The sequence below is a fragment of the Pseudomonas sp. TR47 genome, assembly GCF_044143025.1.
GTDB classification, from domain to species: Bacteria; Pseudomonadota; Gammaproteobacteria; order Pseudomonadales; family Pseudomonadaceae; genus Aquipseudomonas; species Aquipseudomonas putida_E.
Window position 1 is genome coordinate 152148 of the sequence record NZ_JBHFCS010000010.1, and the last position, 16573, is coordinate 168720.

General features: G+C 61.2%; 19 protein-coding genes. 14 read left to right on the forward strand and 5 right to left on the reverse strand.

Going from position 1 to position 16573, the window contains the following annotated elements; translation table 11 throughout:
• Positions 1–26: 26 nt before the first annotated feature.
• From ACEWE8_RS13370 to flgA, 4 genes are all read right to left on the reverse strand, one after another.
• Complete coding sequence (locus tag ACEWE8_RS13370; protein ID WP_012315568.1) at positions 27–770, reverse strand: flagellar brake protein; 744 nt, start codon at positions 768–770, stop codon at positions 27–29.
• 80 nt (positions 771–850) lie between these two features.
• Positions 851–1318, reverse strand: a complete 468-nt coding sequence (locus ACEWE8_RS13375) for a flagella synthesis protein FlgN (protein ID WP_046785381.1) — start codon at positions 1316–1318, stop codon at positions 851–853.
• Positions 1319–1367: 49 nt separating this feature from the next.
• Positions 1368–1679, reverse strand: a complete 312-nt coding sequence (gene flgM, locus ACEWE8_RS13380) for a flagellar biosynthesis anti-sigma factor FlgM (RefSeq protein ID WP_046785380.1) — start codon at positions 1677–1679, stop codon at positions 1368–1370.
• 150 nt (positions 1680–1829) lie between these two features.
• Positions 1830–2582 (reverse strand): flagellar basal body P-ring formation chaperone FlgA, encoded by a 753-nt coding sequence (flgA, locus tag ACEWE8_RS13385; RefSeq protein ID WP_046785379.1) that lies wholly within the window; start codon positions 2580–2582, stop codon positions 1830–1832.
• Between the two features lie 78 nt (positions 2583–2660).
• Between flgA and ACEWE8_RS13390 the strand changes: the two genes are divergently transcribed.
• Together ACEWE8_RS13390 and cheR are read left to right on the forward strand one after the other, a co-directional pair.
• The gene (locus tag ACEWE8_RS13390; protein ID WP_012315564.1) at positions 2661–3590 is read left to right on the forward strand and encodes a chemotaxis protein CheV; all 930 of its coding nucleotides are present in this window, start codon (positions 2661–2663) and stop codon (positions 3588–3590) included.
• A 51-nt stretch (positions 3591–3641) separates the two neighbouring features.
• Positions 3642–4469 (forward strand): protein-glutamate O-methyltransferase CheR, encoded by an 828-nt coding sequence (cheR, locus tag ACEWE8_RS13395; protein WP_012315563.1) that lies wholly within the window; start codon positions 3642–3644, stop codon positions 4467–4469.
• Here the strand turns inward: cheR and ACEWE8_RS13400 are convergent.
• Entirely contained in the window at positions 4450–4692 is a 243-nt protein-coding gene (locus ACEWE8_RS13400; protein WP_144415445.1) for a hypothetical protein, read from the reverse strand. The genes cheR and ACEWE8_RS13400 overlap by 20 nt on opposite strands.
• Before the next feature lie 102 nt (positions 4693–4794).
• Between ACEWE8_RS13400 and flgB the strand changes: the two genes are divergently transcribed.
• The 12 genes from flgB to ACEWE8_RS13460 all read left to right on the forward strand — a co-directional run bounded on the left by flgB (position 4795) and on the right by ACEWE8_RS13460 (position 16546).
• The gene (gene flgB, locus ACEWE8_RS13405; protein ID WP_046785378.1) at positions 4795–5205 is read left to right on the forward strand and encodes a flagellar basal body rod protein FlgB; all 411 of its coding nucleotides are present in this window, start codon (positions 4795–4797) and stop codon (positions 5203–5205) included.
• Between the two features lie 2 nt (positions 5206–5207).
• The gene (gene flgC / locus ACEWE8_RS13410; protein WP_012315561.1) at positions 5208–5651 is read left to right on the forward strand and encodes a flagellar basal body rod protein FlgC; all 444 of its coding nucleotides are present in this window, start codon (positions 5208–5210) and stop codon (positions 5649–5651) included.
• Positions 5652–5666: 15 nt separating this feature from the next.
• Positions 5667–6374: a flagellar hook assembly protein FlgD gene (gene flgD / locus ACEWE8_RS13415; RefSeq protein ID WP_012315560.1), complete on the forward strand. Its 708-nt coding sequence runs from the start codon at positions 5667–5669 to the stop codon at positions 6372–6374.
• Between the two features lie 30 nt (positions 6375–6404).
• On the forward strand, positions 6405–7760 hold the full coding sequence (gene flgE, locus ACEWE8_RS13420; protein WP_046785377.1) for a flagellar hook protein FlgE: 1356 nt from the start codon (positions 6405–6407) through the stop codon (positions 7758–7760).
• A gap of 73 nt (positions 7761–7833) precedes the next feature.
• Positions 7834–8019 (forward strand): hypothetical protein, encoded by a 186-nt coding sequence (locus ACEWE8_RS13425; protein ID WP_012315558.1) that lies wholly within the window; start codon positions 7834–7836, stop codon positions 8017–8019.
• A 283-nt stretch (positions 8020–8302) separates the two neighbouring features.
• Positions 8303–9043, forward strand: a complete 741-nt coding sequence (gene flgF / locus ACEWE8_RS13430) for a flagellar basal-body rod protein FlgF (protein ID WP_046785376.1) — start codon at positions 8303–8305, stop codon at positions 9041–9043.
• A gap of 47 nt (positions 9044–9090) precedes the next feature.
• Positions 9091–9876 carry a flagellar basal-body rod protein FlgG gene (flgG, locus tag ACEWE8_RS13435; protein ID WP_012315556.1) on the forward strand — a complete coding sequence of 262 codons (786 nt, stop codon included), beginning with the start codon at positions 9091–9093 and terminating at the stop codon, positions 9874–9876.
• 34 nt (positions 9877–9910) lie between these two features.
• On the forward strand, positions 9911–10606 hold the full coding sequence (flgH, locus tag ACEWE8_RS13440; protein WP_012315555.1) for a flagellar basal body L-ring protein FlgH: 696 nt from the start codon (positions 9911–9913) through the stop codon (positions 10604–10606).
• 12 nt (positions 10607–10618) lie between these two features.
• Positions 10619–11728 (forward strand): flagellar basal body P-ring protein FlgI, encoded by a 1110-nt coding sequence (locus ACEWE8_RS13445; protein WP_046785428.1) that lies wholly within the window; start codon positions 10619–10621, stop codon positions 11726–11728.
• 11 nt (positions 11729–11739) lie between these two features.
• On the forward strand, positions 11740–12906 hold the full coding sequence (gene flgJ, locus ACEWE8_RS13450) for a flagellar assembly peptidoglycan hydrolase FlgJ (protein ID WP_046785375.1): 1167 nt from the start codon (positions 11740–11742) through the stop codon (positions 12904–12906).
• Positions 12907–12918: 12 nt separating this feature from the next.
• Entirely contained in the window at positions 12919–14949 is a 2031-nt protein-coding gene (gene flgK, locus ACEWE8_RS13455; RefSeq protein WP_046785374.1) for a flagellar hook-associated protein FlgK, read from the forward strand.
• A 13-nt stretch (positions 14950–14962) separates the two neighbouring features.
• Positions 14963–16546: a flagellar hook-associated protein 3 gene (locus ACEWE8_RS13460; protein WP_046785373.1), complete on the forward strand. Its 1584-nt coding sequence runs from the start codon at positions 14963–14965 to the stop codon at positions 16544–16546.
• Positions 16547–16573 lie beyond the last annotated feature (27 nt).

Here is a 16573-nt window from a genome sequence, read left to right on the forward strand (position 1 = left end):
GTGGCGTTTGCGCGTTCGGCAGGCGATCAATAATCGTCTTTATCGAACCGCCGCGCTTCGCGCTGCAACTGGTATACGAAGCTCTCTATCTTGCGCTGCGCCTGGCCATTGAGGTTATGGAAACGCACGCCGGCAAAGGTGGTGTTGATCCGCTCTTCGTAATGCAGATGGCGCAGCTCGACCATGGTGTCCACCAGCCCCAGCGGGTTGCTGGCCTTGAAGCGCTCGTAAACCTGGCCCAGTTGCAGGCGCTCCTCGACATTGCCTTCAAAGCGTAGTTTGCAGCCCGTGGCGGAGATGTCCAGCAGCTTGCCGCGCAAAGCGCCATTGCCCTTGAGGTGGGTGCCGTCGAGAATCACATCGACCAGCTGCGACAGCTTCAGCGCGGCGCGGAATGCATTGCGGCGCTGGTGGTAGGTCATCTCGTCCGGCAGGGCACCGCGGTATGAGCGGTGGCCATCGACCTCGGTGATCCTCAGTTCATGGTTGCACTCCCACGCAATGCGTACGCCGTCGTGGAAACCTTCGACGCGGAACGGCTCGCCGTTCTCGATGAATTTTTCGCCATCGCGCGGGATCATCTCGTCCAGCGCCAAGGTATTGCTGTCACGGTCCACATGAACCACGTAGCTCTGAAAGCGCTGGCTGCGCTCATGGAAGGTGATGATCAAAGGATCATGGCTCTCCATCAACTGGCGCAGGTTGGCCGCAATCTCCAAAGGAGTGTTCAGCACCTTTGGCGGCTGCGGAGCATCGGTCTCATTGAACACGGGTTATAAATCTCCAGGCAAAAACGACACACGCAAGTAACGGCATTTTGCCAGTATGTTCCGTGCCTTGATAGAACTAATCACACTTGGCTGAGCGCCCGGGGCTTGGCCAATGGCGAGGTGGCGCCACGGCTGTCGTAGAGCGACGGAGAATCGCCGCCCATGAGGATTCTGATCTGGTTGGCCGTGACGTGCTGCTGGACCTGGATGATCCGGCCGTTGGTCTCATTGACCTTCTGGCAGGCGTCCATCAACTGGGTCAGCACATTGAGCTGTTGCATGATCACTTCACCGTTTGGCGACTGCGCAGCGACGGCCTGCACCCCGGCGCGGTCGGCGCTGAGGCCGAGGCTGGATAGCAGGTGATTGCGTCGCAGGCCTTGCTGCTCGAGCAGAACGATCAGCGATTGCTTGCGGGCCAGAATGCCCTCCAGCGGCGCCATATCGCGCCCGTGCAGGGCGACTGCCTCCTGCTGAAGCAGGTCGAGCAGCTCCTGGGTAGGGGCGATGTCGTCTTCGATCAGTTGCAGCAATGTGATGTCGTGCATGGCTAACTCTTGGCTTTTTAAGCGTCCGTGAAGTCAGCGCGCCGAACGGTCAGCGCTGGGCTTCGAAATCGAGCAGTTTGCTGGCGACCCGGCCGGCATCGACCTGGTAGCTGCCATCTGCGATCGCCTGTTTCAACTGTGCCACGCGGGCATTGTCGACAACGGGCTGGTCGCGCAGCTTGTCGCTGACCTTTTGCAACTGCTGGGCCTCTTGGCTGAGGTGTACCGCTTCTCCGCTGGCGCTTGCGCTTTTCGGCGCGGTGGTTTCGCCGGACTTGTCGGCGTTGCCGGGCGCGGCATTGCCGCGAACGCCGCCCGTGATGGACGGAGAGTTATTCAAACGACTGAAGTCGATGACCATGATCAGAAACCCCTGGGTATTTGGACGCTTGCCATGTTTTCGGCCATCCCGAAAGAAACTTTAGGCACAAATGCTTAGCCGCCTGTCGGCAAGCCCGCGAACCCGTTCTGGCACAGTTTAGGAAAAGCGGTTGCACACCGCCAGCCCAATCTACATGGCGACCTCCACTTGGCCGGGGGCTGTGACCCGGGCCTTCACTACCCGCTGCGAATTCAGGTTGCGCACCCGGATCTGTTCGCCCTGGCCGCCCTTGCTGAGGGCCTCGCCGGGCATACGTACGGCGAGGCTGCCGCTGCGGGCGATGATCACCACATGATCGCCCTTGCGTATCACTTCGGCCTGCTCCAGGTGCTGCGGGGTCAGCACCTGGTCGATCACCGTCGGGCGCAGCATCTTCATGCCGACCGCCTGGTCGAGGTCGGTGAGAAAGCCTTGGGTGAGGGTGCCAACGTCACGTTCGCGCAGGGCCACGTCACCTTCGCCAACGATATTCTGGCGCTTCAGCGGGCGGGTAACCACCACCACATCGCGGAACAGCCGCACTGTTGCCGGTACGAAGACGGTCCACGGCGCGGCGCCGTTGCAGGCTACACGTATCGTTACACGCCCCAGTGGCTGCGCCGGGCTTTCCAGCGAGGCGTCCAGTTGCTGGCTGCACAGGGGCATGCGCAGGCGCGGGTCGAGCGAGTTGACCTGTATTTCGTAGCGGCCTGCTGTCTGGGTCGTGGCCAGGTAATCCTCTACGGTGAATTCAAGAAACCCTTGGGTGACACCGATAAGCTGTTCAGGCAAGGTAACCGCGTCCGCCAGCGTGCGAGCGCCGGGTGCCAGCAGGCACAGCGCAGCCAGCGAGCCGCTCAGCAGGTGCGTCAGTCGTCGGAAAATTGTCGTTTTCGTGTACATGACGCTCAAAAAAGCAAAGCCCGTGCCGACTCGCTGTAGGAGTGGCTACGAAATGGCAGAAAGAAAAAGGAGTCAGGCATGGCGGGGGTAATGGATTCAGTCAACCAGCGCACACAGCTGGTTGGGCAGAATCGCCTGGAATTGCTGCTGTTCCGCCTCAACGGCGCGCAGCTTTACGGCATCAACGTGTTCAAGGTCCGCGAGGTGCTGCAATGCCCTGAGCTGACCGTGCTGCCCAAGTCCCACCCGGTGGTGCGTGGTGTGGCCAACATTCGTGGGGCGACCATCCCGATTCTCGACCTGTCGATGGCCACCGGTTTGCCCGGGCTGAAGGAAGAGACTCGCAACAGCTTCGTGATCATCACCGAGTACAACACCAAGACCCAGGGTTTTCTGGTGCACTCGGTGGAGCGCATCGTCAACATGAACTGGGAAGAGATCCACCCGCCACCCAAGGGCACTGGCCGCGACCACTACCTGACTGCGGTCACCCGGGTGGACAACCGCATGGTTGAAATCATCGACGTGGAAAAGGTGCTGGCCGAGGTGGCGCCGTCGTCCGAGTCGGTGTCAGCCGGTGTGGTCGATGCCGACACGCAGGACAAGGCCGTACTGCTGCGTGTGCTGACCGTCGATGATTCGTCGGTGGCGCGCAAGCAGGTCAGCCGCTGCCTGCAGACGGTCGGTGTCGAGGTGGTGGCGCTCAATGATGGGCGCCAGGCTCTGGACTACCTGCGCAAGCTGGTGGACGAGGGCAAGCGGCCGGAAGAAGAGTTCCTGATGATGATTTCGGACATCGAGATGCCAGAGATGGACGGCTATACGCTGACGGCCGAGATCCGCAGTGACCCGCGCATGCAAAAACTGCATATCTGCCTGCATACTTCGTTGTCCGGGGTGTTCAACCAGGCGATGGTCAAGAAGGTCGGTGCCGATGACTTCCTGGCCAAGTTCAAGCCGGACGACCTGGCCCAGCGCGTGGTCGACCGGATCAAGGCAACGCATTGAAGTAGCCGGGAGGCGACTCCCGGTACCTGTGATTGAAAAGAGGCCGCAGTAGTGTCTACGGGTAATTTGGATTTCGAACAGTTCCGGGTATTCCTGGAGAAAGCCTGTGGCATCCTGCTGGGTGAGAACAAGCAGTACCTGGTCTCCAGCCGACTGAACAAGCTGATGGAGCAGCAGGGCATCAAGAGCCTGGGTGAGCTGGTGCAGCGCATCCAGGCCCAGCCACGTGGCGGCTTGCGCGAGCAGGTGGTGGATGCGATGACCACCAACGAAACCTTGTGGTTTCGCGATACCTACCCATTCGAAGTGCTGAAGAACAAGGTCATTCCCGAGTTTATCAAGAACAACCCCGGCCAGCGCCTGCGCATGTGGTCGGCGGCCTGCTCGTCGGGCCAGGAGCCGTACTCCATTTCGATGGCCATCGATGAGTTCGAGCGCAGCAACCTGGGCCAGTTGAAGATGGGTGCGCAGATCGTTGCCACCGACCTGTCCGGTTCGATGCTGAACAACTGCAAGACCGGCGAGTACGACAGCCTGGCGATCGCCCGTGGCCTGTCCCAGGAGCGCTTGCAGCGCTACTTCGACACCAAGGGGCCAGGGCGCTGGGCGGTGAAACCGGCCATTCGCAGCCGGGTCGAGTTCCGCTCGTTCAACCTGCTCGACAGCTATGCCGCGCTGGGCAAGTTCGACATCGTGTTTTGCCGGAATGTGTTGATCTATTTCTCGGCACAGGTGAAGAAAGACATCTTGCTGCGTATTCACAGCACCCTGAAGCCGGGTGGGTATCTTTTCCTGGGGGCGTCCGAGGCGCTCAATGGTTTGCCGGACCATTACCAGATGGTGCAGTGCAGCCCGGGAATCATTTACCAGGCCAAGTGATGGGCTGCGGGCTGTTTCGGGAAGCCTGACATCGAGCGCCGCCAGCGCGGCGTTCGATCTCAAGAAACCCGCACTCTAAAAGCAGGCCTTTTGCACCCCGTCGCCACTCACGCCGCTTGACGTCAATTTTTTGTTTTGCCGCTTTTGCCGCCCGGCAATTGCCGCTTTCCCTTCTCCAGGCGGAAGCCTTTTGCCGCTTTTCTGGCATCGCGCCATCAGCCATCCCTGCTCCAGCCCAATGTTTCCGGCCTTTCAAAACATTGGCACAGCCCTTGCTATAGCTTGGCCAACGATATTCCGGTCAACCTTCGAAGGTTTCCCCGACATGAGCATCAGTTTCGACAAGGCGCTTGGCATCCATGAAAAGGCACTGGGCTTCCGCGCCCAGCGCGCCGAAGTGCTGGCCAACAACATCGCCAACGCTGACACGCCCAATTACAAGGCGCGTGACATGGACTTCTCTTCGGTGCTCGCCGCCGAAAGCCAGAAGCAGCAGAGCGGTGGCCGCTTTGCCATGGACCGTACCAACAGCCGCCACATCGAGGCCGAAGGCCTGGCAATGGTTGACGACACGCTGCAGTACCGCACGCCGACGCAGCCGTCGATCGACCAGAACACCGTGGACGCCCAGATCGAGCAATCGAACTACACGGAAAACGCCATTGGCTTCCAGGCCAGCTTTACCCTGCTCAACAGTAAATTCAAAGGGCTGGTATCGGCCCTGCGCGGAGAATGACCATGTCCCTGTCCAGTGTTTTCAACATTGCCGGTAGCGGCATGAGTGCGCAGAACACCCGCCTCAACACCGTTGCTTCCAACATCGCCAACGCCGAGACCGTTTCGTCGAGCATCGACCAGACCTACCGCGCGCGGCACCCGGTGTTTGCCACCACCTTCCAGAATGCGCAGGCCGGCGGCAGCCAGTCGCTGTTCGAAGATCAGGGCGAGGCAGGGCAGGGTGTGCAGGTCAAGGGCATCATCGAAGACCAGAGCAACCTCGAAGCACGCTACGAGCCCAACCATCCGGCGGCGAACAAGGACGGTTACGTCTACTACCCGAACGTCAATGTGGTCGAGGAGATGGCTGACATGATCTCCGCCAGCCGAGCGTTCCAGACCAACGCCGAGCTGATGAACACCGCCAAGAACATGATGCAGAAAGTGCTGACCCTGGGTCAGTGATAAGGAATCCAGACCATGGCAGTCGATAGCACCAGCGGTGTGAACCTAAATGATGTCCTGACAGCGTCGGGCGTCGGTGGTACCGCGAAGAAAGCCACCGATACCGCGTCCAAGACCGGTACCGACGCGCTTGGCAAGGACGCGTTCCTGCAGTTGCTGGTTACCCAGATGCAGCACCAGAACCCGCTGGACCCGCAGGAAAACGGCGAGTTCGTGGCCCAGTTGGCGCAGTTCAGCAGCCTGGAAGGCATCACCTCCCTGAACGAGTCGGTCAGCAGCATCACCAATGCCATGGCGTCGTCCCAGGCCCTGCAGGCCTCGTCGCTGGTCGGCCGTTCGGTGGTGGTGCAGAACGACAAGGCGGTGGTCGATACCACCCAGAGCTTCAATGCGCAGTTCGTCGTGCCGCAGGCAATCAGTGAAGCGAAGATCACCATCAAGGACAAGGACGGCAACACCGTCAAGACCATCGAGTTGGGCGAGCAGGCGGCCGGTTATGCCGACTTCATCTGGGATGGCACCAACGACAGTGGCGAGAAGGTCGACCCGGGCACCTACAGCTTCACCGCCAGCACCACTGTGGATGGCCAGGCGGTGCAGATGAGCACGCTGTTGCCGGCCAAGGTGACCAGCGTCAGCTTCAATGCCACCGGCGAAATGGTGCTCAACCTTGCGGGCGTCGGCAAGGTCTCCCTCTCTGACGTACAAACCATCGGTATCTAAGGCCCGCTAGCGCGGCACAGGAGCGAATTCATGTCTTTCAATATCGGCCTTAGCGGTCTGTACGCAGCCAACAAACAGCTGGACGTTACCGGCAACAACATCGCCAACGTCAACACCACTGGCTTCAAATCCTCGCGTGCCGAGTTCGCCGACGTCTATGCCGGCGCCAATCGCCTGGGTGTGGGCAAGAACCAGGTCGGCAACGGCGTGCGTCTGGCGGCGATCTCGCAGCAGTTCTCCCAGGGTGACGTCAATAACACGGGTAACGTGCTGGACATGGGTATCCAGGGTCAGGGCTTTTTCGTCCTCTCCGACAACGGCTCGCGCGTCTACACCCGTGCCGGTGCTTTCCAGGCCGACAAGAACAACTTCGTGGTCACCTCTGATGGCCTGCGCCTGCAAGGCTACGCTGCCGATGCCAATGGCAAGATCCAGAAGGGTGTGCTGTCTGACCTGCAGATCGACACCTCGGCACTGCAGCCCAAGGCCACCACGTTGATCGACCAAGGCATCAACCTGAATTCGTCGGCCACCAACATTCCGTTGGAAATCGATGATGGCACGGGCGCCATGGTGCCGAACCTGCCGTTCGATCCTGCCGACGAGACGACCTATTCCAAGTCGTTCCCGACCAAGGTGTACGACAGCCAGGGTAACGAGCACACCATGGAGCAGTTCTACCGCAAAACCGGTACGAACGAATGGACCATGTACACGTTGGTCGACGGTCGTAACCCGTTCGATCCTGCTTCCACCACGCCGCTGACCGGCACCATCAGTTTCAGCAGCGATGGTTCTGTCAGCAGCATGACTGCCGATAACACAGGGCACCCGGCGGGTGCATCGTTCACCGTGACCAACAACACCTTCACCATGACTGGTTGGGTGCCGGCAGTGGAAGATGCGGCGGGCAACTGGGCGTCCAATGGTGCTGCCGGCAACGCCGACGGCATGAAACTGTCGATGAACAGCACCACGTCCTACAACACCGAGACCGCGCGCATGTCGCAGTCCCAGGATGGCTACGCCACCGGTATCCTGTCGAGCCTGAGCATCGACTCCACTGGTGTGCTGTTCGCCAGCTTCAGCAACCAGCAGTCGCGCGCCATTGGCCAGGTGGCACTGGCCAGTTTCGCCAACGAGCAGGGGCTGCAGCAGATCGGTGGCACCCGCTGGACCGAAACCTTCTCTTCCGGCATTCCCGGCATCGATGAGCCCAAGACCGGCACGCTGGGTAGCGTCGAGTCCAATGCGCTGGAGGCTTCGAACGTCAACCTGACCCAGGAGCTGGTCGAGCTGATCAAGGCGCAGAGCAATTACCAGGCGAACGCCAAGACCATCTCCACCGAAAGCACCATCATGCAGACCATCATCCAGATGACCTGATGGTCGCGGGTTAATGGTGTGAAGGCGAACCCCTTTGTCGTGAAGGGGTTTGTCGTTTTTGCAGGAGTGTTTCATGAAAAGGTTGCTTGTCGCGTTGCTCGCTGCCTTCTGCCTGTATCAGGCGCAGGCCGGTACTGCGCCCTGGTGGCGCTGGGAAAGCCAGGTGGATGGGCGCCTGGTGTGCTCGCAGTGGTCGCCGGGGGATGGTTGGAAGCGCTTTGCCGGGCCCTACAACAATGGCGGTTGCCGCGATCGGTGATTGCCTGCACCGGCCTCATCGCCGGCAATCCGGCTCCCACAGGGTTCTGAGCTGCGGATATCGCGGGAGCCGGCTTGCCGGCGATGAGGCCGGTGCAAGCACCTGCTTTGCCGCTACCGGCAACCCGGCGCCGGATAACCGGCGTTCTCATGGTCGGCAGCTCCCCTCAAAGCCTGTATTTACGGGCTATTCCACGATTTCAAAAAGTTGGTTCGGAACTTGCTTGAGTGCCTGCACAGCAACGGCGAGCGGCAAGCAATCGCCAGTGCAGCGGAGGATGACTGTGGACAAGATGCTTTATGTGGCCATGACCGGTGCCAGCCAGAACGCGCTGGCGCAGAAGGCCCATGCCAACAACCTGGCGAACATTTCCACCAATGGTTTCCAGCGTGACCTGGAGCAGGCGCGCTCGATGCCGGTATTTGGTGACAGCTTTCCGTCGCGGGCGTATGCCATGACCGAGCGTCCTGCCACCGACTTCAGTGAAGGGCCCATGGTCGAGACCGGGCGTGATCTGGACGTGGCGGTGGCGGGGCAGGGCTTCATTGCCGTGCAGGCCCCCGATGGCAGCGAAGCCTACGTGCGTACCGGTAGCCTGAACATCGATGCCCTCGGCGTGCTGCGCGCCGGCAATGGCATGCCGGTGATCGGCAACGGCGGCCCGATCGCCATTCCGCCAGAGCAGAAGGTCGAAGTCGGCGCTGACGGCACCATCAGCATCCGCTCCATGGGTGAAGACCCGCGGGTGATGGCTGAAGTCGACCGGATCAAGCTGGTCAACCCGGACACCAAAGGCCTGACCAAGGGCCTGGACGGGCTGATCCACACCACCAACGGCCAGCCGGCTGCTGCCGACGTCAACGTCAAGGTCGTATCGGGCTTCCTGGAGGGCAGCAACGTCAATGCCGTCGAAGAGATGACGTCGGTGCTGGCGCTGTCTCGCCAATTCGAACTGCACGTGAAGATGATGAACGCGGCCAAGGAAGGCGACGAAGCCATGGCGCGTGTTTTGCAACTCGGCTAACCACACTTGAACGGGTGCCGTAAAACAGGCGCACGAGGAGAATACTGATGCTTCCGGCTCTTTGGGTCGCTAAAACCGGCCTGTCCGCCCAGGACACCAACCTGACGGTCATTTCCAACAACCTGGCCAACGTTTCGACCACCGGCTTCAAGCGTGACCGCGCCGAATTCCAGGACCTGCTGTACCAGATCAAACGCCAGCCAGGCGCGCAGTCCACCCAGGACAGCGAACTGCCGTCGGGCCTGCAGGTCGGTACCGGTGTGCGCATCGTCGGCACTCAGAAAAACTTCCAGACCGGCAGCCTGCAGACCACCGAAAACCCGCTGGACATGGCGGTCAACGGCCGTGGTTTCTTCCAGGTGCTGCAGCCGGACGGTACGGTTTCGTACACCCGTGACGGTACCTTCCACCTGAACTCCGACGGCCAGATCGTCACCGCCAATGGTTTTGCGCTGGAGCCTGCGGTGGTCGTGCCGAACGACGCCCAGACCTTCACCGTCGGCCAGGACGGCACCGTGTCGATCACCACTGCGGGCAACCCGGCAGCGCAGGTGATCGGCAACATCCAGACCGCCGACTTCATCAACCCGGCCGGCCTGCAGGCGATCGGCGACAACCTGTTCCTGGAAACCGCAGCCAGTGGTGCCCCACAGGTCGGTACCCCAGGCCTGAACGGCTTCGGCACCACCCTGCAGCAGACCCTGGAAAACTCCAACGTCAGCACCGTGGAAGAGCTGGTGAACATGATCACCACTCAGCGCGCCTACGAGATGAACTCCAAGGTCATCTCCACTGCCGACCAGATGCTGTCGTTCGTCACCCAGCAGCTGTAAGCCCAAGTCCCTGTTACACCGTGAGGTAAGCGTCATGAATCGTCTGTTGTCCCTGTTCGCCCTGGGGGGGGCGGTGTTGCTGGCTGGTTGCGTCGCACCGACGGCCAAGCCCAACGACCCGTACTACGCGCCGGTTTTGCCGCGCACCCCGTTGCCGGCAGCGGCCAACAACGGTTCGATCTACCAGGCCGGTTTCGAGCAGAACCTGTACAGCGACCGTAAGGCGTTCCGCGTCGGTGACATCATCACCATCACGCTCAACGAACGCACCTCGGCCAGCAAGAATGCCGGTTCGCAGATCCAGAAGGACAGCAGCGCCAACATCGGCCTGACCTCGCTGTTCGGTGCCACGCCGAGCACCAACAACCCGTTCGGCAGCGGCGATCTGTCGCTGGAAGCGGGCTACAGCGGTGAACGCGCCACCAAGGGCGACAGCAAGGCTACCCAAGGCAATACGCTGACGGGTTCGATCACCGTCACCGTCGCTGAAGTGCTGCCCAACGGTATCATCGCCGTGCGTGGTGAGAAGTGGATGACCCTGAACACCGGCGAAGAGCTGGTGCGCATCGCTGGCCTGATCCGCGCCGACGACATCGCCACCGACAACACAGTGCCGTCCACCCGTGTGGCCGATGCGCGCATCACCTATTCGGGTACCGGTTCCTTCGCCGACGCCAGCCAGCCTGGTTGGCTGGACCGTTTCTTCCTCAGCCCGCTTTGGCCCTTCTGAGTACGGATGAACATGTTCAACGTCAGGCAACTGATTGCCGCAACCTTGCTTCTGTCCTGTGCGTTCGGCGCCCATGCCGAGCGCCTGAAGGACATCGCCAGTATCTCGGGCGTGCGTTCCAACCAGTTGATCGGTTACGGCCTGGTGGTGGGGCTCAACGGCACGGGTGACCAGACCACCCAGACGCCATTCACCCTGCAGACGTTCAACAACATGCTGTCGCAGTTCGGCATCAAAGTGCCCGCCGGCTCCGGCAACGTGCAGCTGAAAAACGTCGCTGCGGTGTCGGTGCATGCCGACCTGCCGCCATTCGCCAAGCCGGGCCAGGTGGTGGACATTACCGTGTCCTCGATCGGCAACTCCAAGAGCCTGCGCGGCGGCAGCCTGCTGATGACGCCGCTCAAGGGTATCGACGGCAACGTCTATGCGATCGCCCAGGGCAACCTGGTGGTCGGCGGCTTCGATGCCGAAGGCCGCGATGGCTCGAAGATCACCGTCAACGTTCCGTCGGCAGGCCGTATCCCGGGTGGCGCTTCGGTGGAGCGTGCAGTACCGAGTGGTTTCAACCAGGGCAATAGCCTGACGTTGAACCTCAACCGGCCCGACTTCACCACCGCCAAGCGTATCGTCGACAAGGTCAACGAACTGCTGGGCCCAGGCGTGGCCCAGGCCGTGGATGGCGGCTCGGTGCGCGTCAGCGCGCCGATGGACCCGACCCAGCGTGTGGACTACCTGTCGATCCTCGAAAACCTGGAGATCGACCCGGGCCAGGCTGTCGCCAAGGTCATCATCAATTCGCGTACCGGCACCATCGTGATCGGCCAGAACGTCAAGGTCTCGCCGGCGGCGGTGACCCACGGCAGCCTGACCGTGACCATCACCGAAGACCCGATCGTCAGCCAGCCGGGGCCGTTCTCCAATGGCGAGACGGCCGTGGTGCCGCGCTCGCGGGTCAACGCGCAACAGGAAGCCAAGCCGATGTTCAAGTTCGGCCCGGGCACCACGCTGGATGAAATCGTCCGTGCGGTGAACCAGGTGGGCGCAGCGCCCAGCGACCTGATGGCCATCCTCGAAGCCCTGAAACAGGCCGGCGCCTTGCAGGCCGACCTGATCGTGATCTGAGGACGCCACGCATGAACTCGAAAAGCCTGGTTTCCAGCGCGGCCGACAGCGGCGCCTACACCGACCTCAATCGCCTGAGCTCGCTCAAGCACGGTGATCGCGACAGCGACGCCAATGTGCGCAAGGTGGCCCAGGAGTTCGAGTCGCTGTTCATCAGCGAAATGCTCAAGGCCTCGCGCAAGGCCAGTGATGTACTGGCCGATGACAACCCGATGAACAGCGCGACGGTCAAGCAGTACCGCGACATGTACGACCAGCAGCTGGCTGTGAGCATGTCCCGCGAGGGCGGCGGTATCGGCCTGCAGGACGTGCTGGTGCGCCAGCTGTCGAAGAACAAGAGCGCGCCGGTCAACACCAGCCCGTTCCCGCGTATCGAGGGCAGCGCGCCGGCGCTGTGGGGCAACAAGGTGGCCGAGCCGGTACATGCCGCGCAGTCGGCTGCCAGCCGCAACGACGTTGCCGCGCTCAATTCACGGCGCCTGGCGTTGCCGGGCAAGCTGACCGACCGCTTGCTGGCCGGTATCGTGCCCTCGGCGGGCAACCCGGCGGCAGCCACCAATACCGCCGCCGTGCCGGCCCGCGATGGGCAGCAGGTGGCGCAGAGCTTTGCCGTGCCCGAACGCGGCCTGCGCATCACCGGCCGTGCCGTGGCGCAGCCTCCTTTGGCGCCGAAAAAAGCGTTCGCCGACAGCGACGCATTCGTCGCCACCATGCTGCCGATGGCCGAACAGGCCGCCAAGCGTATCGGTGTCGACCCGCGTTACCTGGTGGCCCAGGCCGCCCTGGAAACCGGTTGGGGCAAGTCGGTCATGCGCAACAGCGATGGCAGCAGCAGCCACAACCTGTTCGGCATCAAGGCCACAGGCAATTGGGAAGGCGATTCGGCGCGGGCGATCACCAGCGAGTTCCGTGACGGCCAGTTCGTCAAGGAGACGGCAGCGTTCCGCTCCTACGATTCCTACCAGGACAGCTTCCACGACCTGGTGAGCCTGCTGCAGAACAATTCCCGCTATCAAGAAGCGGTGAAGGCGGCCGATAAGCCAGAACAGTTCGTGCAAGAGTTGCAAAAGGCCGGGTACGCCACCGACCCGAATTACGCCAGCAAGATCTCGCAGATCGCAAGACAGATGAAGTCGTACGAGAGCTATGCATCGCTCGGTACCACAACGAAACTTTAAGGGCATGGAACCATGGCGAGTCTGATCAACATTGGTATGTCGGGGCTGGGCGCCGCGCAGTCGGGGATGTACACCCTCGGTAACAACATCGCCAACGCCGACGTCGATAGCTACTCGCGCCAGCAGAACGTGCAGAAGACCAAGGGCGGCCAGCAGGTCGGTCAGGTCTTCATGGGCACCGGCACCACGCTGGCGGATGTGCGCCGGGTGTACAACGCGTTCCTCGAGAACCAGTTGCGCACCACCACCTCGCTGAGCAGCGAAGCGTCCTCGTACCTGAATCAGATCACGCCGCTGGATACCGCCCTGTCCAGCAGCGACACCGGCATCACCGCTGCGCTACAGAGCTTCTTCAGCGCTATGCAGGACGCCGCTGCCAAGCCGACCGAAGATGCCTCGCGCCAACTGCTGCTGACCAGCGCGCAGTCCCTGGCCAAGCGCTTCAATACTCTGTCGTCGCAGCTCAATCAGCAGAACAGCAACATCAACAGCAACATGGCGTCGCTGGCTGATCAGGTGAACAGCCTGACCAAGACCATCGCCGACCTCAACGACCAGATTTCCCGCGTCAGTTCCATTTCCGGCCAGCCCAACGATCTGCTCGACCAGCGTGACGGTGCGGTGCGTGAGTTGAGTGCATTGATTGGTACCGATGTGGTCGAGCGTGACGGCAACTACGACATCTATCTGAAGAACGGCCAGGCGCTGGTGCTGGGCAAGACCACCCAGACCCTGGGCGTGGAGCCGAGTGCCACCGACCCGACCCGCATGAGCCTGATCCTCAACCGCGGTTCGACCAAGATGGACATCACCAACAGCACCACCGGTGGTGAGATGGGTGCCCAGATCCGCTACCGCAAGGAAACCCTCGACCCTGCGCTCAACGAGCTGGGCCGTGTGGCCTTGGTGGTGGCCGACGCGATCAACAGCCAGCTGGCCCAGGGTATCGACAAGAACGGTGAGTTCGGTGCCACGTTGTTCGGTGACATCAACAGTGCAGCGGCGATAAGCCAGCGCAGTATTGCCAAAACGGGCAACAGCGCCGGCTCCGGCAACCTCGATGTGACCATCAAAGACACTGGCAAGCTCTCCACCAGCGATTACCAGGTGACCTTCACCAGTGGCACCGGCTACAACGTCCGCAAGCTGCCGGAAGGCACCGACATGGGCAGCTTCGACCTCACCGACAACCCGCCACCGGTGATCGACGGTTTCACCCTATCGCTCAACGGCGGTGCCTTGAGTGCCGGTGACAGCTTCAAGATCACCCCGACCCGCAACGCAGCAGCCAGCATCGACACTGTGCTGACCGACCCCAAGCGTCTGGCGCTGGCCTCGCCGTTGACTGCCACCAGCGGCTCCGGCAACAAGGGTACGGGCGTGATCACCCAGCCGACGCTGACCTCGGAGCTGGACATCTACGATGCCGCCCAGCGCACCCAGCTGCAGAACGGCCTGAAGTACTCGACCCCGGTCAAGCTGGTGTTCGCAGACGGCAGCACATCGCCCCAGGCCTACAAGATGTACGACGCCAAGGGTACTGAAATTGGCAGCGGCACCATCGTACCGGGCCAGGAAAACAAGCTGCAGTTGTCGGTGCCGATGGTTGATGGCAACGGTAACTCGCTGGGCGGCAACTTCACCTTCGAGATGAGCGTCTCCGGCGCCCCGAAGAACGGCGACAGCTACACCGTGGCGCTGACCGGCGCGGGGTCTGCAGACAACCGCAACGGCCAGTCGGTCATCGATCTGCAGACCAAATCCACAGTTGAGGTGGGTGCCGATGGCAAGGGCATCAGCTTCACCGATGCTTACGCCAAGCTGGTCTCCAACGTTGGCGGCAAGGCTGGCCAGGCGCAGATGGACAGCGACGCCACCACGGCGCTGCACACCTCTGCACTGGACAGCCGCAACGGCCTGTCGGGCGTGTCGATCGATGAAGAGACCGGCAACCTGATCAAGTTCCAGCAGTATTACACCGCGTCGTCGCAGATCATCAAGGCGGCCCAGGAAACCTTCGCCACCCTGATCAACAGTCTTTAAGGAGCCGTAGATCGTGAGCGTACGCATCTCTACTTCGCAGTTCTACAACACCAATAGCGCCAACTATCAGAAGAACTTCGCCAACACGGTGAAGACCCAGCAGGAGGCCAGCGATGGCATCCGCGTCCGGTCGGCCAAGGATGACCCGGTGGGCGCAGCGCGCTTGCTGCAGCTGGAGCAGCAGCAGAACATGCTGAAGCAGTATTCGGGCAACATCACCAATGTGCGCAATGCATTGGGCACTGCTGAGAGCACGTTGAACTCCATTGGTACCATCTTGCAGCGGGTCAACGAGCTGGCGGTGAGTTCGGGCAACGGCACGTTCACTGACTCCGATCGCAAGGCCAATGCGGATGAACTTGCGTCGCTTGAAGAGCAACTGTTCTCATTGATGAACAGCAAGGATGAAAACGGCAAGTACCTGTTCTCTGGTTCGAAGGGTGATACCGCTCCGTATACACGCAATGCTGATGGCACCTACAGCTACCAGGGTGATCAGGGCAAGTTGAACCTGCAGGTGGGTGATATGCTCAGCCTTGCGGCTAACGAGACTGGCTATGACGCATTCGAGCAGGCGCTCAATACCAGTCGCAGCGAAACCAAGCAGACATTGCCAAACCCGGACGATGGCCGCGTGAGCCTGTCCAATGGTCAGGTTTCCGGCAGCAGCGCCTACAACGATCGGTTCCGCAGTGGTGAGCCCTACACCATCGAATTCACCAGCAGCACGCAATTCAAGGTGCTTGATGCCAGCGGCAATGACGTCACGCTCGAGGCCAGCCAGGGTGGCAAGTTCGACCCCAACGGTGACAATATTTCGTTCAGTTTCCGGGGTGTGGATCTGCGCCTTGACATCACCTTTAAGGACGCAGACAAGGGTAACGAAGATACCGCCATCGCCGGGCATACATTCACCTTGAGCTCCAAGGGCGATGCCATTTCCAGCAGCCGTAGCGCTGGCAATACGTCGTCGGAGCAAGTCACTGGCGCGACCATTACCGACGAGGCCGCATACAAGGCAGCGTTCCCCACGAGCGGCGCTGTGCTCAAGTTCACTGGCACCAACACGTACGAACTCTATGCCTCTCCCATCACGTCTGACAGTCGTCCGGTGGCTTCTGGTGTGCTGGGTGGACCTAATGGCACCACTGCAACTGCCGCGGGTGTCAGCTTCGAGCTTTCCGGCGTGCCAAGTGCCGGCGATTCGTTCGGGGTCAAGGTCGATACCCATCAGACTCAGAACGTACTCGACACCATCAGCAAGCTGCGTACCGCGCTGACCACACCGATGGACAGCGACCCGGTCGCTCGCCAGAGCTTTCTGGCTTCTCTTGACTCGGCGGTGGGTAACATCGGCAGTGCCATCAACCAGGTATCATCGTCGGTCAGTGCCATCGGTGGCCGCGGTCAGGCGCTGGATGTGCAGGCCGAGACCAACGAGGCGTTGAGCACCGAGAATATCAAGACGCAAAGCTCGATCCGCGAAAGCGACCCGGCCGAAGTGATGTTGCGCCTGCAGATGCAGACCAACATGCTGCAAGCTTCACTGCAGGCCTATGCCAAAGTTGCCGGGTTGTCGTTGGTCAATTACATCTGATTGTCTCTCCTGCTTCTTTACCGCGCC